General features: G+C 58.7%; 12 protein-coding genes and 1 pseudogene. 4 read left to right on the plus strand and 9 right to left on the minus strand.

Features of this window, described 5'->3' with window-relative positions; all coding sequences use genetic code 11:
• The first annotated feature begins 118 nt into the window (after nt 1-118).
• Nucleotides 119-1486 (plus strand): annotated as a pseudogene (locus QQW98_RS11920) (IS3 family transposase).
• 90 nt (nt 1487-1576) lie between these two features.
• Here QQW98_RS11920 and QQW98_RS11925 read toward each other — a convergent pair.
• Genes QQW98_RS11925 through QQW98_RS11935 form a run of 3 tightly spaced genes read right to left on the minus strand, consistent with a single transcriptional unit; the run spans nt 1577 to nt 5743 of the window.
• Entirely contained in the window at nt 1577-3037 is a 1461-nt protein-coding gene (locus QQW98_RS11925) for an efflux transporter outer membrane subunit (RefSeq protein WP_290135158.1), read from the minus strand.
• Nucleotides 3038-3047: 10 nt separating this feature from the next.
• Entirely contained in the window at nt 3048-4619 is a 1572-nt protein-coding gene (locus QQW98_RS11930) for an MDR family MFS transporter (protein WP_404800812.1), read from the minus strand.
• Complete coding sequence (locus QQW98_RS11935; RefSeq protein ID WP_290135159.1) at nt 4616-5743, minus strand: HlyD family secretion protein; 1128 nt, start codon at nt 5741-5743, stop codon at nt 4616-4618. Before QQW98_RS11935 ends, QQW98_RS11930 begins: the two co-directional genes overlap by 4 nt.
• A 206-nt stretch (nt 5744-5949) precedes the next feature.
• Here QQW98_RS11935 and QQW98_RS13995 point away from each other — a divergent pair, with 206 nt between their 5' ends.
• Both QQW98_RS13995 and QQW98_RS11945 read left to right on the plus strand, forming a co-directional pair.
• Nucleotides 5950-6360: a MarR family winged helix-turn-helix transcriptional regulator gene (locus tag QQW98_RS13995; RefSeq protein WP_404800892.1), complete on the plus strand. Its 411-nt coding sequence runs from the start codon at nt 5950-5952 to the stop codon at nt 6358-6360.
• Between the two features lie 4 nt (nt 6361-6364).
• Entirely contained in the window at nt 6365-7951 is a 1587-nt protein-coding gene (locus QQW98_RS11945) for an ABC1 kinase family protein (protein WP_290135161.1), read from the plus strand.
• A 359-nt stretch (nt 7952-8310) separates the two neighbouring features.
• Here the strand turns inward: QQW98_RS11945 and QQW98_RS11950 are convergent, their stop codons facing one another.
• The 5 genes from QQW98_RS11950 to QQW98_RS13920 form a co-directional block, all read right to left on the minus strand.
• The gene (locus tag QQW98_RS11950; protein ID WP_290135162.1) at nt 8311-8667 is read right to left on the minus strand and encodes a DUF3768 domain-containing protein; all 357 of its coding nucleotides are present in this window, start codon (nt 8665-8667) and stop codon (nt 8311-8313) included.
• Nucleotides 8668-8744: 77 nt separating this feature from the next.
• Nucleotides 8745-9374, minus strand: a complete 630-nt coding sequence (locus QQW98_RS11955) for a hypothetical protein (RefSeq protein WP_290135163.1) — start codon at nt 9372-9374, stop codon at nt 8745-8747.
• Nucleotides 9371-9949, minus strand: a complete 579-nt coding sequence (locus QQW98_RS11960) for a tyrosine-type recombinase/integrase (RefSeq protein ID WP_290135164.1) — start codon at nt 9947-9949, stop codon at nt 9371-9373. Before QQW98_RS11960 ends, QQW98_RS11955 begins: the two co-directional genes overlap by 4 nt.
• A gap of 158 nt (nt 9950-10107) precedes the next feature.
• Entirely contained in the window at nt 10108-10989 is an 882-nt protein-coding gene (locus QQW98_RS11965) for a hypothetical protein (protein WP_290135165.1), read from the minus strand.
• 107 nt (nt 10990-11096) lie between these two features.
• Complete coding sequence (locus tag QQW98_RS13920; RefSeq protein WP_319023290.1) at nt 11097-11570, minus strand: helix-turn-helix transcriptional regulator; 474 nt, start codon at nt 11568-11570, stop codon at nt 11097-11099.
• A gap of 231 nt (nt 11571-11801) precedes the next feature.
• Here QQW98_RS13920 and QQW98_RS11975 point away from each other — a divergent pair, with 231 nt between their 5' ends.
• On the plus strand, nt 11802-12203 hold the full coding sequence (locus QQW98_RS11975) for a hypothetical protein (protein ID WP_290135166.1): 402 nt from the start codon (nt 11802-11804) through the stop codon (nt 12201-12203).
• A 1745-nt stretch (nt 12204-13948) separates the two neighbouring features.
• Here QQW98_RS11975 and QQW98_RS11980 read toward each other — a convergent pair.
• Entirely contained in the window at nt 13949-16192 is a 2244-nt protein-coding gene (locus QQW98_RS11980; RefSeq protein WP_290135167.1) for a TonB-dependent receptor, read from the minus strand.
• Nucleotides 16193-16218 lie beyond the last annotated feature (26 nt).

The raw sequence follows: 16218 nt of genomic DNA on the forward strand, positions 1-16218 counted from the left end.
CGCGCCTGCCAGAGCGTGGTTTGCGTTCCCACGTGTCCCCCGTCAGCACCTATGGCACAGGATTGAGGTTGTGATTTAAGGAGGATTTGGGCTTCGTCGTAGTGACGAAGGAACGAAGATGAAGCCCAAATCCTCAAGATCCAAAAAGCCTGCCGAGCAGGTGGTCAAGGACATCCGCCGCAAGACCCGTCGACATTTTTCTGCCGAAGACAAGATCCGGATTGTGCTCGATGGTCTACGAGGCGATGACTCCATCGCCGAGCTTTGCCGCAGGGAAGGCATCGCCCAGAGCTTGTATTACACTTGGTCCAAGGAGTTCATGGAAGCGGGCAAGCGCCGTCTGGCTGGCGATACGGCTCGTGCCGCGACGACCGACGAGGTGAAGGACCTGCGCCGCGAGGCACGCGATCTGAAGGAGTGTGTGGCTGACCTCACTTTGGAGAACCGGCTGCTCAAAAAAAGCATGATCGCGGATGGGGGAGACGAAGAAGGAGATATCCCGCATCCGAGAAGCTGGAGATCATCAAGATCGTCGAGCAGTCGCATCTGCCCGCCAAGCGCACGTTGGATCAGCTGGGCGTGGCACGGCGAACCTTCTACCGCTGGTATGATCGTTACCTTGAAGGCGGGCCGGAGGCACTGGCAGACAGGCCATCAGCGCCGAGCCGGGTGTGGAACCGCATCGGCGACGATATCCAGGACCAGATCGTCGAGATGGCGCTGGAGCATAGCGAGCTATCCCCCCGCGAACTGGCAGTACGCTTCACCGATGAGAAGCGCTACTTCGTCTCCGAGGCCACGGTCTACCGGCTGCTCAAGGCCCATGATCTGATCACCTCCTGAGCTTGTCGAAGGGCCGGCCTACACCGTGATCAAGGCAGCTGATCAGTTCCACACCCAGACAACACGTCCGAACGAGGTGTGGCAGACCGACTTCACCTACTTCAAGATCATCGGATGGGGCTGGGTCTATCTCTCGACCGTGCTTGACGATTACTCGCGCTACATCATCGCTTGGAAGTTGTGCACGACGATGAAGGCCGAGGACGTCACCGAGACGCTCGACATGGCGCTGGAAGCCTCAGGCTGCGACCATGCCAACGTGCTGCACAGGCCGCGCCTTCTCAGCGACAACGGCCCGAGTTACATCGCCGGAGAGCTGGCCGAATACATCGAGGCGAACAAGATGAGCCATGTGCGCGGCGCACCCTTCCATCCGCAGACCCAGGGCAAGATCGAACGCTGGCACCAGACGCTCAAGAACCGCGTGTTGCTGGAGAACTACTTCCTGCCCGGAGATCTCGAACAGCAGATCGAGGCCTTCGTCGAGCACTACAACCACCAGCGCTATCACGAGAGCCTCGACAACGTGACGCCCGCCGATGCCTACTTCGGCAGGGCGCCTGCCATCATCAAGCGAAGAGAAAGGATCAAACGACAGACACTCGAACATCGGCGCTTGCAACACCGCAAGCTCGCCGCCTAAATATCAACCCCAGACGAGGCCCACACTCCGCAAGCCTACACCGCGAGTTGTGCCAAATGTTCTGACGACAGACAGATCAGCGCGGCGGGACTATTGATCTCGAACAGGCTCTTGCCACCCAAGGCCCAGCGACTTCTGCAGCGCAATCCACGACAGCGTAAGGGCGCCTCTTGCCCGGACGAGGTCTCCTGAGGCCTGCTGCTGTTCTCGCAGGGCCCGGTTGAGGTCAGCCTTCGAGATCGCTCCTGCGGCAAAACGTTGGCGGTTCAGGTCTGCCGCGACGTCAGCCTGCTTCTTGATTTGCATACTGGCAGCGAGCGCAACACGCTGCTGGCCGAAGCGAGCCAAGGCACGTTCGGCGTCTTGCAGTGCCAGAAGCACCGTCTGCTGGTAATTGGCGACTGCTTCGTTGCGCGCTGCCCCGGCTTGGTCGATCGCAGCGTCTACCCTGCCGAAATCCAGAAAATTCCATTGGAGGCGCGGGATCGCGAGTGCGGAGAATTCGCCGACATCGACAACGTCGTCCAACGAGGATCCGCCGAGGCCCAGGATCCCTGTGAAGGACAATTTCGGGAACCGCGCCGCCTCGGCCACCCCGATCCGCGCCGTCGACGCGGCAAGAGACCGTTCGGCCGCCCTTATGTCAGGCCGACGCGCCACCAGGCTTGCCGGATCGCCGATCGCGACCTGCTCTGGCGGCATGGGAATGGAATGTGCAGTCGTGAGCGCTGCATCAACTGATCCCGGCACTTGTCCCGTCAGTATAGCGAGTGCATCAGACAGGACTGCGATATCCGCTTCAGCTTCGGCAAGTTGTGACCTGAGCATCTCCAGTTCGGCATTCGCGGTGCCTACCGGGAAAAGCGGCAATGCCCCTCGCTGATAGCGTTGGTATGTCAGCGCCAGGATCTCTTCCTGCAACGAAATCTGCGCCTCAAATTGCTCTGCGCGGAATTGGGCCTCCCCCAAATTGACGTAGGTGCTGGCCACTTGGGCAGTCAACTGGACCTTTGCGTCCTCTGCGTTGGCCACCGTTGCAGCAGCTTGGGCATTGCTGGCTTCAATGCGCCTGCGCGAGCCACCGGCAAACTCCAGCTCCCAGTTGGCATTAAGACCCACATTGTAGAGGCTGAGCGAATCATCGGTTTCTGCGTCGGAATTGGTTTGCTCTGACGGGGGGGGTGCCCCGCCTTGAAGGTCGAGTCCGGGAAGCCGGCCCTGCACGGTGGTGGCCTGTGCCCCAAGCGATGGCATTCGACCCGCACGGTCTTGCCTGATGGATGCCCGTGCCTGGGCAATGCGCGCCTGCGCTGCGGCGAGCGTGGGATTGCCGGACAGCGCAGCCTCCACCAGCCGCGTCAACTCGGGATCGCCGAGCAGCAGCCACCATTGAGCGACAACCGGATCAGATGCGCTCACATCACTGCCAGCGCGCACAAAGCGAGTGCCCGTGTCTGCTGACAGAACTTCCGGGGGGCCTGCATAATCAGGCCCTGCCGTGCATCCAGCTAGCAAGGCGATAATGACAAGCGGAGGTAGCAAGTGGCGCATAATCTCGGGCTCAGTGCATCGAAAGGGAGACATTTTCCGGAAGCGGCTTGAGGAACAGAACAAGCGGGACCGTCGCGAGTGTGAGAAGTCCCATCACCAGAAAGACATCATTGTAGGTCATGATGAACGCTTCGCGCTGGAGAGTGCCGCCGAGTGCCGCCATCGCTCGTTTCATATCGCCCAAGCTTCGCGCCAGTCCGTCGAGATAGGTCTGCAGCGAAACGCTGTTCGCATTCAGCGTTTCTTCCATGCGCCTCGTATGGTGCCAAATTCGCTGGTCCTGGAACGAAGCGAGGGCCGAGAGGGCGAATGATCCGCCAAGATTGCGGGCCGCGTTGAAAATGCCCGAGGCATCGCCCGCGTCTTCCTTGGCCACCGACGCAACCGTTGCCTGATTCAGGAACATCATCGCAAGTATCATTCCGGCCCCGCGGATAAGCTGACTTTCAGTGAAGACAGCGCCGCCGGATTCGGCGGTCAGACTCGTGCTGACAAAGCAGCTGATCGCCATCAGCAGCATTCCGGTGCCGACGGCAATGCGGATGTCCACCTTGCGGATCATCAGGGGCAGAACCGGCATCAGGAGAAAGGCCGGGACACCCATCCAGAAGATGACCAGTCCCGTCTGAAAAGCATTATAGTCAGAGATGATCGCCAGAAACTGCGGAATGACATAGGTCGAACCATACATCACCATGCCCAGGGCGAGCGCCATGATCGCGACGCTGGCGAACTGTCGATTGAACAGGAGTTGCAACTTCAAGACTGGCTTGCGTGCCTTCACCTGTCCGTAAATCAAACAGGCAAAGCCGATAATGGTCACCACCGTTAGCCAGCGAATGAGTGAGGACTCGAACCATTCCTCACGGTGCCCTTCCTCGAGTACAACAGTCAGACCGCCCAGTCCGAGGATCAGCCCGAGAATGCCAGCCCAATCGGCGTCCGTGAGATATTCCCACTTGGGCTTCTCGTGAGGCAGCCCGATAAACAGCAAAAGCAGCAGGATTGCGCAGACTGGCACATTGACGAAAAAGGCATAGTGCCAGCTCAGGTTCTCGGTCAGCCAGCCGCCGATCAATGGCCCCATCACGGGGCCAAGAACCACAGTCATGCCGAACAGGGCCATTCCGATTGGCTGTTGGTGCGGCGGCAATCGCTTAGCCACAATAGTCATTGCGGTCGGAATGAGGACTCCGCCCGTGAATCCCTGACCCGTGCGGCCGATGATCATGGTCGTAAGGTCGGTTGCAATCCCGCATAGCACCGAAAAGGCGGTGAACGCGCTGACCGCGATGATGAGGAGGGTTCGCAGACCGAACAGCCGTTCGAGCCAAGCGCTCAGCGGAATGACGACGATTTCAGCAACGAGAAATGACGTAGCAATCCAGGTGCCTTCGGCGCCTGTGGCACCGATCTCGCCCTGAATGACGGGGAGTGCGGAATTGACGATTGATATGTCCAGCGTCGCGAGCATGGCGCCAAGCGCGCCCGCGGCCACAGCGACCCAGGCGGTAGCGTCTGCGTTCTTTCGGCCCCCGGCCGGCCCGATCGAAGTGTCCTGCGCTGCCAGTATCTCGGTCATTGAGTCCGACTCGAGATCTCTTCCAATTCGCCGGCAGCATTCCGGGTGTCGACCGTAGCCACTACCGACATGCCGGGAACGAGCAGACGCCGCACTTCAGGGGGAGCATTGATAGCGATGCGGACGGGTATCCGTTGAACGATCTTGGTAAAGTTGCCGGTGGCATTTTCGGGGGGGAGGATGGAAAATTCCGCGCCCGTTCCCGGCGATATGCTATCCACTCGTCCCGCGATCTCAAGGTCGGGCAGGGCGTCAACTTCGAGCCTGACGCTTTGGCCGGCCCGGATCAGGCCGACCTGCGTTTCCTTGAAGTTTGCCGTCACGTAGATCGCCCTCACCGGAACCACCGTCATCAAACGTTGACCCGGTTGCACGAACTGGCCCACCCTCACCGAGAGATCGCCGACGCGGCCGGCCTTGCTGGCGCGCAGCAAGGTCGATTCAACCGTAAGGTCGGCTGTTTCCAGCTGAGCGCGAGCAGCGTCCGCCTGCGCCTGGGTCTGGTTGATCTGCTCGAACAGGGTCCCCCGGCGCGCGGTCGCGGCAGCCACCGCCGCCTGCGCGGCGACGAGTTCGGCCCGCGCTTGCCGCGCCTGCGCCTCATACTGGTCTAGCTTTTCCCGCGGTTCGGCTCCTGTCGCGGCAAGGGGCCGATATCGCGCCACCTGGTCGTTCGCGAGGTCCAGTGCTGCGCGCGCGGCGGCGAGTTGGCCCCGCACCTGGCGAATGGCTGCATCCTGTTCGGCTACCTGAGAACGGATTGTGTCGGCACCGGCCAGGGTCGCAGCGATCTGTGCGCGCGCCTGTTGCGCTTGCGCCTGATAATCCCGCAGATCCAGTTGTACGAGGGCTCCGCCGCGAGCAACCTGCTCGTTCTCCCCCACGAAGACCTCTTCGACGTATCCCGCTACCTTGGAAGAGATAACGACGCTGTCGGCAGCGACATAGGCGTTATCGGTCGACTGCATGTACTGTCCGTAGGTTACGTGCCGGTAGTACCACCAGATCCCGCCAAGCAGCACGGCAAGACCAGCGATGATTAGCACGATGCGCAAGCCACGCCGCGATTGCGGTTTCGTTGGGGTTGTGCCCTCCTGCTCCGGTTGGTTGGAGTTATCGGTCATCTGACTCTTTCGGCAGCCTCAGTAAAAGGTGAACGCGTCTCGCGCCCTATGAGCCGTGAGTCAGATAGTAAAGGCATTTGGCAGTTTGCATTTGGGCATCCGAGGCTATCCGACTACACAGCGCTATGGATGAAAAACCAGATACCATGTCACGGTCTCAGCGTCGGCAGAAGGTCATCACCGATGATGACCGCATTCTCTATCTTATGGACGAGATCAGTCGCGGCGCGCGCAGAGTGTACGATGCGAGGGTCGCCAGGATCGGTCTCAATCAGACACAGTGGAGGATCATCGGACAACTTCTTCGCGATCCTGCCCTTACGCAGGCTGAAATCGCCAAGAAACTGGAACTGGAATCGGCGACCATCGGCCAGGCGGTTGCAGGTCTTTGCGCACGCGGGCTGATGAAAAGGCTTCGAGCTGAGACGGATCGGCGAGCGTGGCAGCTCATCCTCACGGAGCAGCTTGACGATCTGCTGCCCGAACTGAGAGGCTCCGCGGATAGGCTTCATGGTCTGCTTTGGCGCGACATTGCCGCCGACGAGAAGCAAACGTTGCAGCAGATTCTTGCAAGGGTATCGGAAAATCTGGACCAACTCCGGGCCGAGGCTGAGTAAAATCATGGCATCGCCCCCGGAAAAGCCTATCAGCAGCATCGCTCGCGCCGCGGAGATCGGCCAAATCCTAATGAGGCACGGCGCGAAGAATCTCGCCGGAGCCCTCGGATTTATTCCCTCTTCGAGCAATGTCATCGATCCTCGCGAATTTCGTCCGGCTGCAGTTGTGGCGTTCCTCCGTGACATCGGGCCAGTCGGCATAAAGCTGGGGCAACTCCTCGCCACCCAAAGCGATCTGTTTACCGAACACTGGATCACGGCATTCTCAACCCTGCACGATCAGGTGTCGTCAGTGCCCTTCGCAGATATCGAGCCCGTACTTGCTTCAAGCTGGGGTGAGGACTGGCGGAGCGACTTTGCGCAGTTCGACGAAAAGCCTTTGGCCTCTGCCTCCATAGCGCAAACCTATTCCGCCAGACTGCGGGACGGAAGCGAGGTCATCGTGAAGGTTCGGCGGCCAGGCACTGCCGCTCGGATGGAGGCTGATGTGCGCCTCCTTATACGCCTTGCCGGGATCGTGGAAGCACGGTCGCCGGACATCGCGCGTTACCGGCCAGTCGAGTTTCTGCGGACCTTCGGCCGCAATCTTGCCTGGGAGATGGACCTCGCTGCGGAATCCCGAGCCTGCGAGCGGATCGGCGCATATCTCGATACCATCGGCGTCAGGACCCCGGCCATCCATTGGGAACTGACCGGGCTGCGGGTGAACGTTCAGGAACGCCTGTACGGCAGGCCCGCGTCTTCGCTGGGCAGCCCATCGGGCGACCCGCGGGTGGCGGCTTTCGCTAAAAGCTATGCCAACGCTGTCCTGCGGATGATCATCCTGAACGGCGAATTTCACGGCGACCCCCATCCCGGCAATGTTTTCCTGATCGGCGAGCACGATGTCGGCTTCATCGACTTCGGATCGGTCGGGACGCTCACCAAGGCCAGGCGCGACGAGATCGTCCGCCTCGTGCTTGCGATTGCTGGTGAGGAAACCAGCGATGTCGCGGATGTCCTACTCGCATGGGCGGGGGAGCCGAAGGTGGATCGCAATGCGCTCGCGGTGGATCTGGATCAGTTGATCGGAGAGTTCAGGGGGACCGTGCTATCTGGCATCGAGTTCTCGCAGATTTTTTCCCGCGTTTTCGATCTGTTGCGGGATTATCGACTGGTTCTGCCACCCGATCTAGCCATTCTTCTGCGTACCTTGTTGACTGCAGAGGGCTTCGTCCGATCGCTGGCACCGGACTACAACATCGCCGAAGAGACCCGGCCGATCATGACGGAGCTTCTCGCCGAGCGGTTCTCGCTCGGCAGCGCTCGGTCGGGTTTGAAGAGACTTCGCGGTCAGCTGCTGGGGTTGTCGGCGTCCTTGCCCGACATACTTGCCACTGCGAACTCGATCGCAAAGTCAGGATATGTGCCGGTTCAGCTCGATCCGCTCAGTATCGAGCAGCTCGCTGGACTTCGCAATGAGCGTCAGTCCTTGAAAGGCCCTCTAGCTGCCGCATTGATCATAGCTAGCGCGTTGCTTGTCGATCAATCCTGGCTTCTGGCTGGCGGCGCGCTTGTGATTGCTGGGGTGGTGCTCATCCTAAAGTCATAATGAAGGAGCAACTTAATTCGTGCACGGTCACGATACGGCAAAGCCGAACTTAACGAGGATTTCATGCGCCTCACTTCAGCGACCAAGACGCGTCGCGAAGAAAATTTTTCGACCTATTGCGATTGAAGGCTTATGTTCCTCAATCAGACGAAACTTTGGAACAGCAGCTTTCAGGTTTGTCCTCGCCTGACTTTATGACTGCTATTAGGGCGCAAAGCCGTCGAAAATTTGTCGCCCATCGTCGCAAATTAATCACGGAAATTCAGAGTTGCTCAACTTTTGGGTTGGTTAAAGGAACCTATCGTTAGGCGACGGATTCAATGAGCAATCCGAAACTTTGCGCTCGTTGCGTGGTGTTCCTAATACTCCTCCGCCATCATGACAGTTAACAAGCGCACCGTCGTCTCAGGATCAGCAGGGTCATCCGAGCCATGCTTCATGTCCGCAGTGTAGTAGTCGATCTTCCATAATAGATCGGCGCCAAACAGCTCCAAGTCGCCAAAGTCCCGTTCTCCGTGAGGGTCATTATCCTCATCAAAACCGTTGTATTCAGCAAGCTTAGCCAGCAGTTCTGAAGGGCAAAAGCCGCTCAGTGACCGCACCCCTTTTGTAATCATGATGGCGCCGCCTCGTCCGTCCCGCCGGAGCCTATCATTTAGCTGCGCAATCATTTCTGCACGCGGCACTTGGACATAGCTATCCTGTTCGTTGGTCACCACCATACTCCTCCTTGCTTAAATGGTTTGTCGATCAGGCCTATCCTGCCTGGTCACTCTGCGCTGAGCGCAGGAGCTCATTCATCCGCCAACTTGCGGGTGCGCCTAAATTTTTCTGGTTGAAAGGCAGCCTCCCAGCCGTGCGTCTCATATTTCGAGGAGTCCAAAAGACCCTCAGCGCAGGCTCTCCACAGCACGGTGTCTATAGTCGCGATCCTGTAGCCAGACTGTCTTGCCAACCGTCGGCATAACTTTGCCGTGGTGGTTTTGTCGCGGCGCGCCAAGCGCTCCATGTGGACATCTGGTTTAGCGTGGTCGCCGCCTAAGTTCTTGTACAGATGGTATGATGTAACAGGACCTATCCAAGGCAGGGTCCGCAGGTAAGCCAGCTTGTCGGCATCCTGCCTGTATGCTGCAAACAACGCGGTTCGGTTTTGCCAAATATAGTCGATCCCCGCGCACTTGCCTTCGTGGCCATAAACGCTCGATGCAGTGCCCCCTGCCCTCAACGCCGCCATACATTTATGGAAGATTGGAGTAGCAATACTGTTGCGGAAGCCCGAGTTGCAGATGACGTAAACGGCCTCTGAAGCAAACGCTTCGGCATCAGCTGGCTCTGCTATCGTCTTTGACCAGTCGATACTTGGGCCATACCCTGCCTGCCTGAGGGCGGTTTCAAGGGCTTTAAAGCGCCTCAGCGTAATCATAGCAGCTGCACCAGTTTGCGCTGGGCCTCCCGGTCGCCTTCAATATATCGTTCAGTTGTGGTGAGCGCGCTATGGCCAGCTAGCTCCTGCACGTCCCGTAAACACCCACCTACCTGCGCAACCAGGCGCGCGGAGTTTGTGATGAATGTGCGGCGTCCTGAGTGTGAGGAACACCCCGTAAGCCCTACCTGGGCGTACAGCGCGGTAAACCAGTTGACGACGCTTCCAGCGGTCAGGTGCCCACCCTTCTGCGACAGCAGTACAGGGGCGTGCCTTGGTCTTCCTGCCATCAGCCAGCTTTTCCTGAGCGCTGCCTTCAAGTCAGGATGTAGGGGTATCCTCCTGGCGCGGCCATTCTTGGCAATGGTGCCAGCGACAGCAATAGAGTCTGCAATGCCGCCGCTGGCACCTGTCACCATATACCAATCAAGCCCTGCAATTTCGCATGCTCGTAAGCCTGCCTTAAAGCTGAGCAGAAGGATGACGGTGTCGCGTTGAGCCTGTCGACGGGTTGCAACATGCGATAGCAGTAGCTGTAGATCGGTTGCCTCCAGTATCTTTGCCGGTCCGGTCACCACACTGCCTGCTGTAGCCGCGCAAATGTTTGCGCTCCTACATAATACCACGCTAAAAATAATATCGCAAATTCAATATGTTATGGATCTTTTTAATGGCGCCGGGGCGGAGAAATTCATCTCCGCCCCAGTCGCAATCAATGCCTAAGGCGCATCAGTCATTTACGCACAGGAGGCCCCCGAACGACCGCCGGTTTCCAATCTGGCGACCTTCGTCTGCGTGTCCGGGCCCAAAATGCGCGCTCGTCGAATGGCTCGACTGGATCACGGTCAGCCAATAGGGATGCCTGCTTGCGTGCCGCCCACTTCTTCGCTCTTTCCTTGCAGTCGCTGATGATACCGGCACCTTCACCAACACCGCCAACGTTTGAGCCAAAGAGCGTCTCAGCGTAGAGCTCATGTATGCGCAGGGCGATCCCCGGACGATAGCCCTTTACCGTGGACCTGAATCGGAATTTATCCGACCCTTTCCTTGGCCATCGCAACTTGGCATCGTGAGGCAGTTTTAGCGCATAAGCCGCTGCGTACGACGGACAACCAAACCGGGCACCAAGCCTCTTGATTACGACAGGCTTTGCGCCAAGGGTTGAGGTCCATGCAGCATTCACGCGGGTCCCGTTTCCACTCAACGCTTTCTTCATGGCTGCAGTCGTCAGAGGCTTAGTGCCTGCGGGATTCCAGCCAATCATGTGCACATGAGCATGCAGAGTTACACCATTGCCTTGCGGTGACCAGTTGGTCACCGCCTGCACTTCAACAACGTAAAAGCCGTACAGCTGGACCGCTTGCATCGCTCGGAAGGCTTTTAGGCGCAACCTCTGCAGAGGAAGGTCAGGTGCTTCTATCGGCATTATCCCTTCGTCCGCCAAGAGGGTTATGTGAAAGAACTCCGGATCACTGTCTGCCGCAAGCTTGCGGATTTCCTTGGCTACATATTTGGCCAACTTACATCTGGCGGGGATGTGCGAGTTCCGCATCTTCCCTGCCCAAGCTTCATACCCGGACAAGGCGCGGTAACGCCTTCGATCAAACTCGCTCATATTCATAGAGTCAATCTGCCGGTCTAGGCGCCGCTGATAGCTTCGACTGCTCATCTTGATCCGCGCCTTACTGTGCGCCCGAGTTTTGGGTTTGTCGTACGGGATCCTCATTTCTGGTCTCCCAATTCAGAATGCACATGAGGGGTGTTATGCCTACTACATGCGCGGGTGGCTGAAATTGCACTCGTGCTCGCGCGCTCCTGCTCACAAACCCAAGACTCAATTGCAGCGCTTGAGTAGCGGACACTTCTCCCAAATTTCAGGAAGTGCGGGCCCTCCCCGCGCAGCCTCCAACCCTGCAAAGTACGCACCGACAAGTTCAGTCGATCCGCTACTTCAATCTCTGTCCAGCAGCGCTCCGTTGCGCTCTTTCCATCCATGGTCATGAAAATCACCTTTCGGTTTTCATTGCCGCGCAGGACAATCCCTACGTTAGGCGGCCAGGATTTACAGAGACGCGGATCAGCACAGGCTGCAGGCCAAATTTGACAACTTGCCGTCGATATCTGGAGAGTAAAAATCCGGCCTAAACTGTTCAAAACGGAGCAAAAAATTCCGAACGCAAAAATGCCCTCAAACATACTTGCTAACGGGACGCCAAAATGTCACACGGCCTATTGGGACTCTTGCACGTCACGTGACAATCTCGGGTCACAGTGTGAAAAAAATGCGTTTTAATTTTTTTATGGAGACCTGTTTTGGATAGGATTTATCGCCCGGGTGCCCGTTCCAAATTCAAGGCGTGGAGAAGATATTTGGTCAGCCTGGCAACTGCCGCCACTACCAAGCGTGAGTCCCGGGTGGACACGTCTATGATAAATAGAAAGCGAGCCCAAAACGTCCTCAAGCGTGAGGCGTATGGATACTACTGCGCGCTGTTGGAAGCCGGCGAAATGGACCCACTCAGGGAGTATGTGAAGAAGCGTGACGGGACGCGGTGGGATGTGAAGGGCGGCGACGATGAGGGCGCCCAATGGGTTTGTCGCTTATTTGCACAAGCTGATGAAAGCGACGACGCCCGGAAGAGACGCAGCCGCTTTTCAATGGAAATGGAGCTAGCCAAGGCTAACGATATCCACCCGGACCTCTACTTGGGCTTCCTGCACGAGGCTGGGCCTGGCCAGTTGATTGAGGCCAAACTGAAGAAGAAAAACAAGGTTTACCGGTGGGCTGACCCATACCGGCGCCCTGACTCTCCCCTACTCAAGGGTTAGCGCACTTTGGCGCAACGCAGGGCAAGGTGGCGAAAAGTATGGTATGCCATGTTCGTCCCTCCCCCTCCCCACCCTCCAGCGCGCCGCGGTAAAGGGCATGTACCAGGCAGTTCCTTCGAGCGCCCCATTGGTCCTGGTTGGCTCTGAGGTTTAAGGGCACCGGCGCCGTGGGGTGCTAGCGCCCAGATTGCCTTGCGCAATCGCTCAGGCCCTCTCCTCCCATACCAGGTCGAGCCGAGAACTCTGCAGGTGGTGCGGCATAACATGCGCCACACCTGTCAGCTTCCGTCCGTTTTGCTGATGACGCACCCTGATCTGTCGTATCCAAGGCTGCTCAGCTTGAAAGGCAGTGTCCAGGTATGCTCCATGTCCGGCCGGGACCGTGAGCTCTTGCCACGGCGTGGCTTCCATCGATGGGCCAGGAACCTGCGCCCGCTCAAACAATTGGCGCCACTCCAAAGTCGTTACTCCCGGTCCAGGGTTAGCAAGATAAAGCCGTGCAAGACAGTGTGCCTGATCGTGGCGGACATGCAGTTCCACATGTTTGCATGTGGCCGGCAACTCCACCGGGCCAGCACCCCTTGCCTCTTCTCGCTCACACCGCATGTGCTCCTCGAAAAGCCTCCATGCTGAGGCGAGAGAGGTAGAGCGCGCGTGGAGGCGCAGGTAAAAGTTTACCAGGCGCACGTGCACGCCGTCACGGCCAAGCGGCCCTGTGTAGGGTGGGAGGAAGGGATCGCCGTCGCCGATGGCTCTAGCGTTACCGATGATGAGGGTGCAATTCCCATGCTGCCGCTTTAAATCAAGCGCGCGCTCCACTGCCGCCTGAAACCCAGGACGTATTTCGCTCGATCCACAGAAGGCCGGCGCAAACTCAGAGTCCCCGTATAGTCCCGCCAGCGTGTATTGCTCCTGTGACACCAGCGCCTCAGCAAGGGGCCAAATTGTGTCCTGAGCATAAGCACTTGCCTCAGCGGAGCCCGGTCGGAGACGCTGATAGATTACACATGGGTAGTCGGTGTCAGCCAATGCACAGGCTCCTTCAATTACGGAAGCCAGGCCGCACAAGGATGACCCTTACGCGAGTCTCATGGGCAGTATGTAGGCTGCGCCATGATGCGAGCTAGGTTTCATATACTAGCAATGAGCAGGCGCGAGAGCAATTCATGCTTTAGGCCGCAGACCTCTTTTGCATTGCCCTTTGGCTAACGAAGCATGGCCTTCTTCAGTGCATGAGGCGCCCGCCCAGAAGACCCGGAAACACCGCCAACAATTTTGTGCGGCGACTTGGCGGATCATTCTCGAAAGCTACCGCGAAGCAGACTATTACTCGTCCATGTCAGGATCGCAGCATGGCAGCAAAGCGCCCCATCCCGGTCATTCGCGTGGTCGCGGTTATCGCCCGAAAGCTGTCGTTGGTTCAGGCGAGGCTACATTGCATCTACGCGCCTCAACTCAGTCATTTCGGTATCCGGACGCTATGCTTGATCTGACGGGGGATTACGCTTTGCCAGCATTGAAGTGCCTCGGCTCGCTTCGATACAAAGAGCCGTCAGGCACATTGCGATTCCGCCGATCAAATGACTTGGTCTGCGAGCTTGGCGAAAAAGGTGTGCCGCGGAGGGTTGAGTAATGGCTTGGGCTAGATGAAACCTGAGTCCCTCGGTATCCGATGTCTAAGAACGAACAGGCTGCGACGCCACGTGCGGTCCTTCAGTATTTTAGCAAGCTGAATGGGTTTGAGGTTAGAACCGATAGGAAGTTGCGGCCCCGATAGCTCGTGGTTCGGACCTGAAGGTATTGTACCCGATGAACCCATAGCCCGAGACGGCGTAGTCGCGATTGGTCAAATTCCGCCCCCAAAGGGCGATTTCCAGCCCCGATTTGTCAAGATAGAGGCTCGCATTGGCTGCCAGTGTGAGCACATCGGCCTGGCTGCGCTCCTGCAGACCAGCGGGGTCGAGATAGAAGCGGCTTCGGAAGTTGGCATTCGCGCCAAGCGCGATGCGGCTGTCAGCACCCAGCCGCGTTTCGTAGCGCACGCGGGCGTTGGCGGAGAATTTTGGCGCGAAGGGCAGGGGATTTCCGTCGTGGAGTTCAGCGTTTCCGCCAATAGCGCTGTCCTGACGAATGCTGGTGTGGTTCCACACGCCCGCCAGGTCCAGTTCCATGCCTTGCACCGGCCTCCAGCCGAGCTGCGCCTCGATCCCGTACGAAACGGCAGCATCGAGGTTGGAAAGCGAATTTGAGACGATGCTCGAACCGTCCGGAATCGCGAATTCGACGAAGATCCGGGCTTGAGGATCGTCGTAATCGTTCGCGAACGCCGCCAAGGCATAAGTTACGCTGCCCCAAGCCTTCCCTTTCACGCCCGCTTCCAGCGTGGTCACCGTCTCGGCGGCGAAGAGACCTTCGTCGGCATAATGAAGGGCGTTGTTTGCCACTTCGCCGTTGAAGCCACCCGACTTGTATCCGTTTGACAGCGCCAGATAGAGGTTCGCCGCCTCGAGCGCATAGCTCAAGGAGGCGTTGCCCGTGACGCGGGTGGTGTCGATCCTGTTGGCTCCGCGTGCCGGCCCCAGACCGTCGCGATTGTTGAAGTCGATCACACTGTCGCGGAAGACATGAAGGCCCTGCCCCTCGCCCTCGATGACTTCATGCGTCAAACGCAGGCCTGCGGTCAGACTGAGCCGGTCTATCAGCTCGACCTCGTTGTAGGTGAAGGCTGCAAGCGACACGCGCTCCTGCTCGATATCGGTCACCAGCGTGGAAACCGGCGCGCTGCTGGCCGGAACCGGACCGACCCGGCCCGGGGCTCCGACATAATCGCATGAACCCACGAGCGTCTGCCGGTCGAGATCGCCGCACCAGATGGTGTAACGCTGGCCGAAGTCCTCGATCGCGGCGGTCAGCCCCAGCAGGGCCGAGCCGCTTTCGAACCGGCGGCTGACGCGCACCTCATTCGAGAATTGGGCGAAGTCGCGCGCGTAGGATAGGTTGGCGTTGAGTGAAGGCATGCCGAAGGGCGCTGCGGTTCCATCGAAATCGAAGCCGTAGTTCTGCCGATAACCCTCGAAGGCGGTGAGCGAAAATAGGTCCCAGTCGCCCAGATGCATTTCGTATTCGGCAGAGGCACCATAGAAGAAATTGTCGCTGTCCTGAATGCCGTCGCCAGCCGATTCAATCTGATGCCGATCAAGCGATAGCGCGCTGTTGCGCGGCATCGGATTGATGCCGCTGTCCTGTTCGAAATGTCCCCGCAGGAGAAGGCTGGCCGCCCCCCGGTCCAGGAGGGTCGAGAGACGGACGCCGAACTCCTCGGCCGCGCCGCCTGCTTCGGCCGGTCCCGCTACATTTTCGAATACGGGGGAGCGGCTGACAAATGTGGTCGCGAGGCGGGCATGGATGCCTTCGCCAACGCGCCCGCCGATCGCGGCGTCCACGTCGAAGCGGTCGAAACTTCCATAGCCGAGGCGGATATAGCTGGCGTGCTCGGCATCAGGACGGCGGCTGATGAGGTTGAGCGCGCCTGCCGACGCGTTGCGACCGTAAAGTGTGCCCTGGGGGCCCTTGAGGACCTCGACCCGTTCGAGATCGTAGAGCAATGCGCCGGTCTGGACATTGGTCGCGAGGAACACGCCGTCGGCATAGACTGCTGCCGCTGTGGGCGTCAGCGCCTGGTGATCGACAGCACCAATGCCGCGGATCTGGAAAGCTACTTGCGTACCATTCGCCACCGCGGCTTCGACACCTGGCAAAAGCACGGCGAGATCTTCTGCGCCGACAAAGCCTTGCGCGCTCTCCAGCGCCCGTTCGTCGAGTACGATCACCGACCCTGCAACGCGTTCAACCGATAGCGGTTGCCGCGTGGCGGTGACCACGATGGCCTCGCCACTATCGTCGTGATCGGCAGGACCATCCTGAGCCATTACCACGCCGGGCACGGCATATGCGACCAGCGACAGCGCCGTAAAACAGCTAGATTTCATAGGGGCCTTTACAGTTTCGACAAGCG

This window comes from Alteriqipengyuania flavescens, assembly GCF_030406725.1.
GTDB lineage: Bacteria > Pseudomonadota > Alphaproteobacteria > Sphingomonadales > Sphingomonadaceae > Alteriqipengyuania_B > Alteriqipengyuania_B flavescens.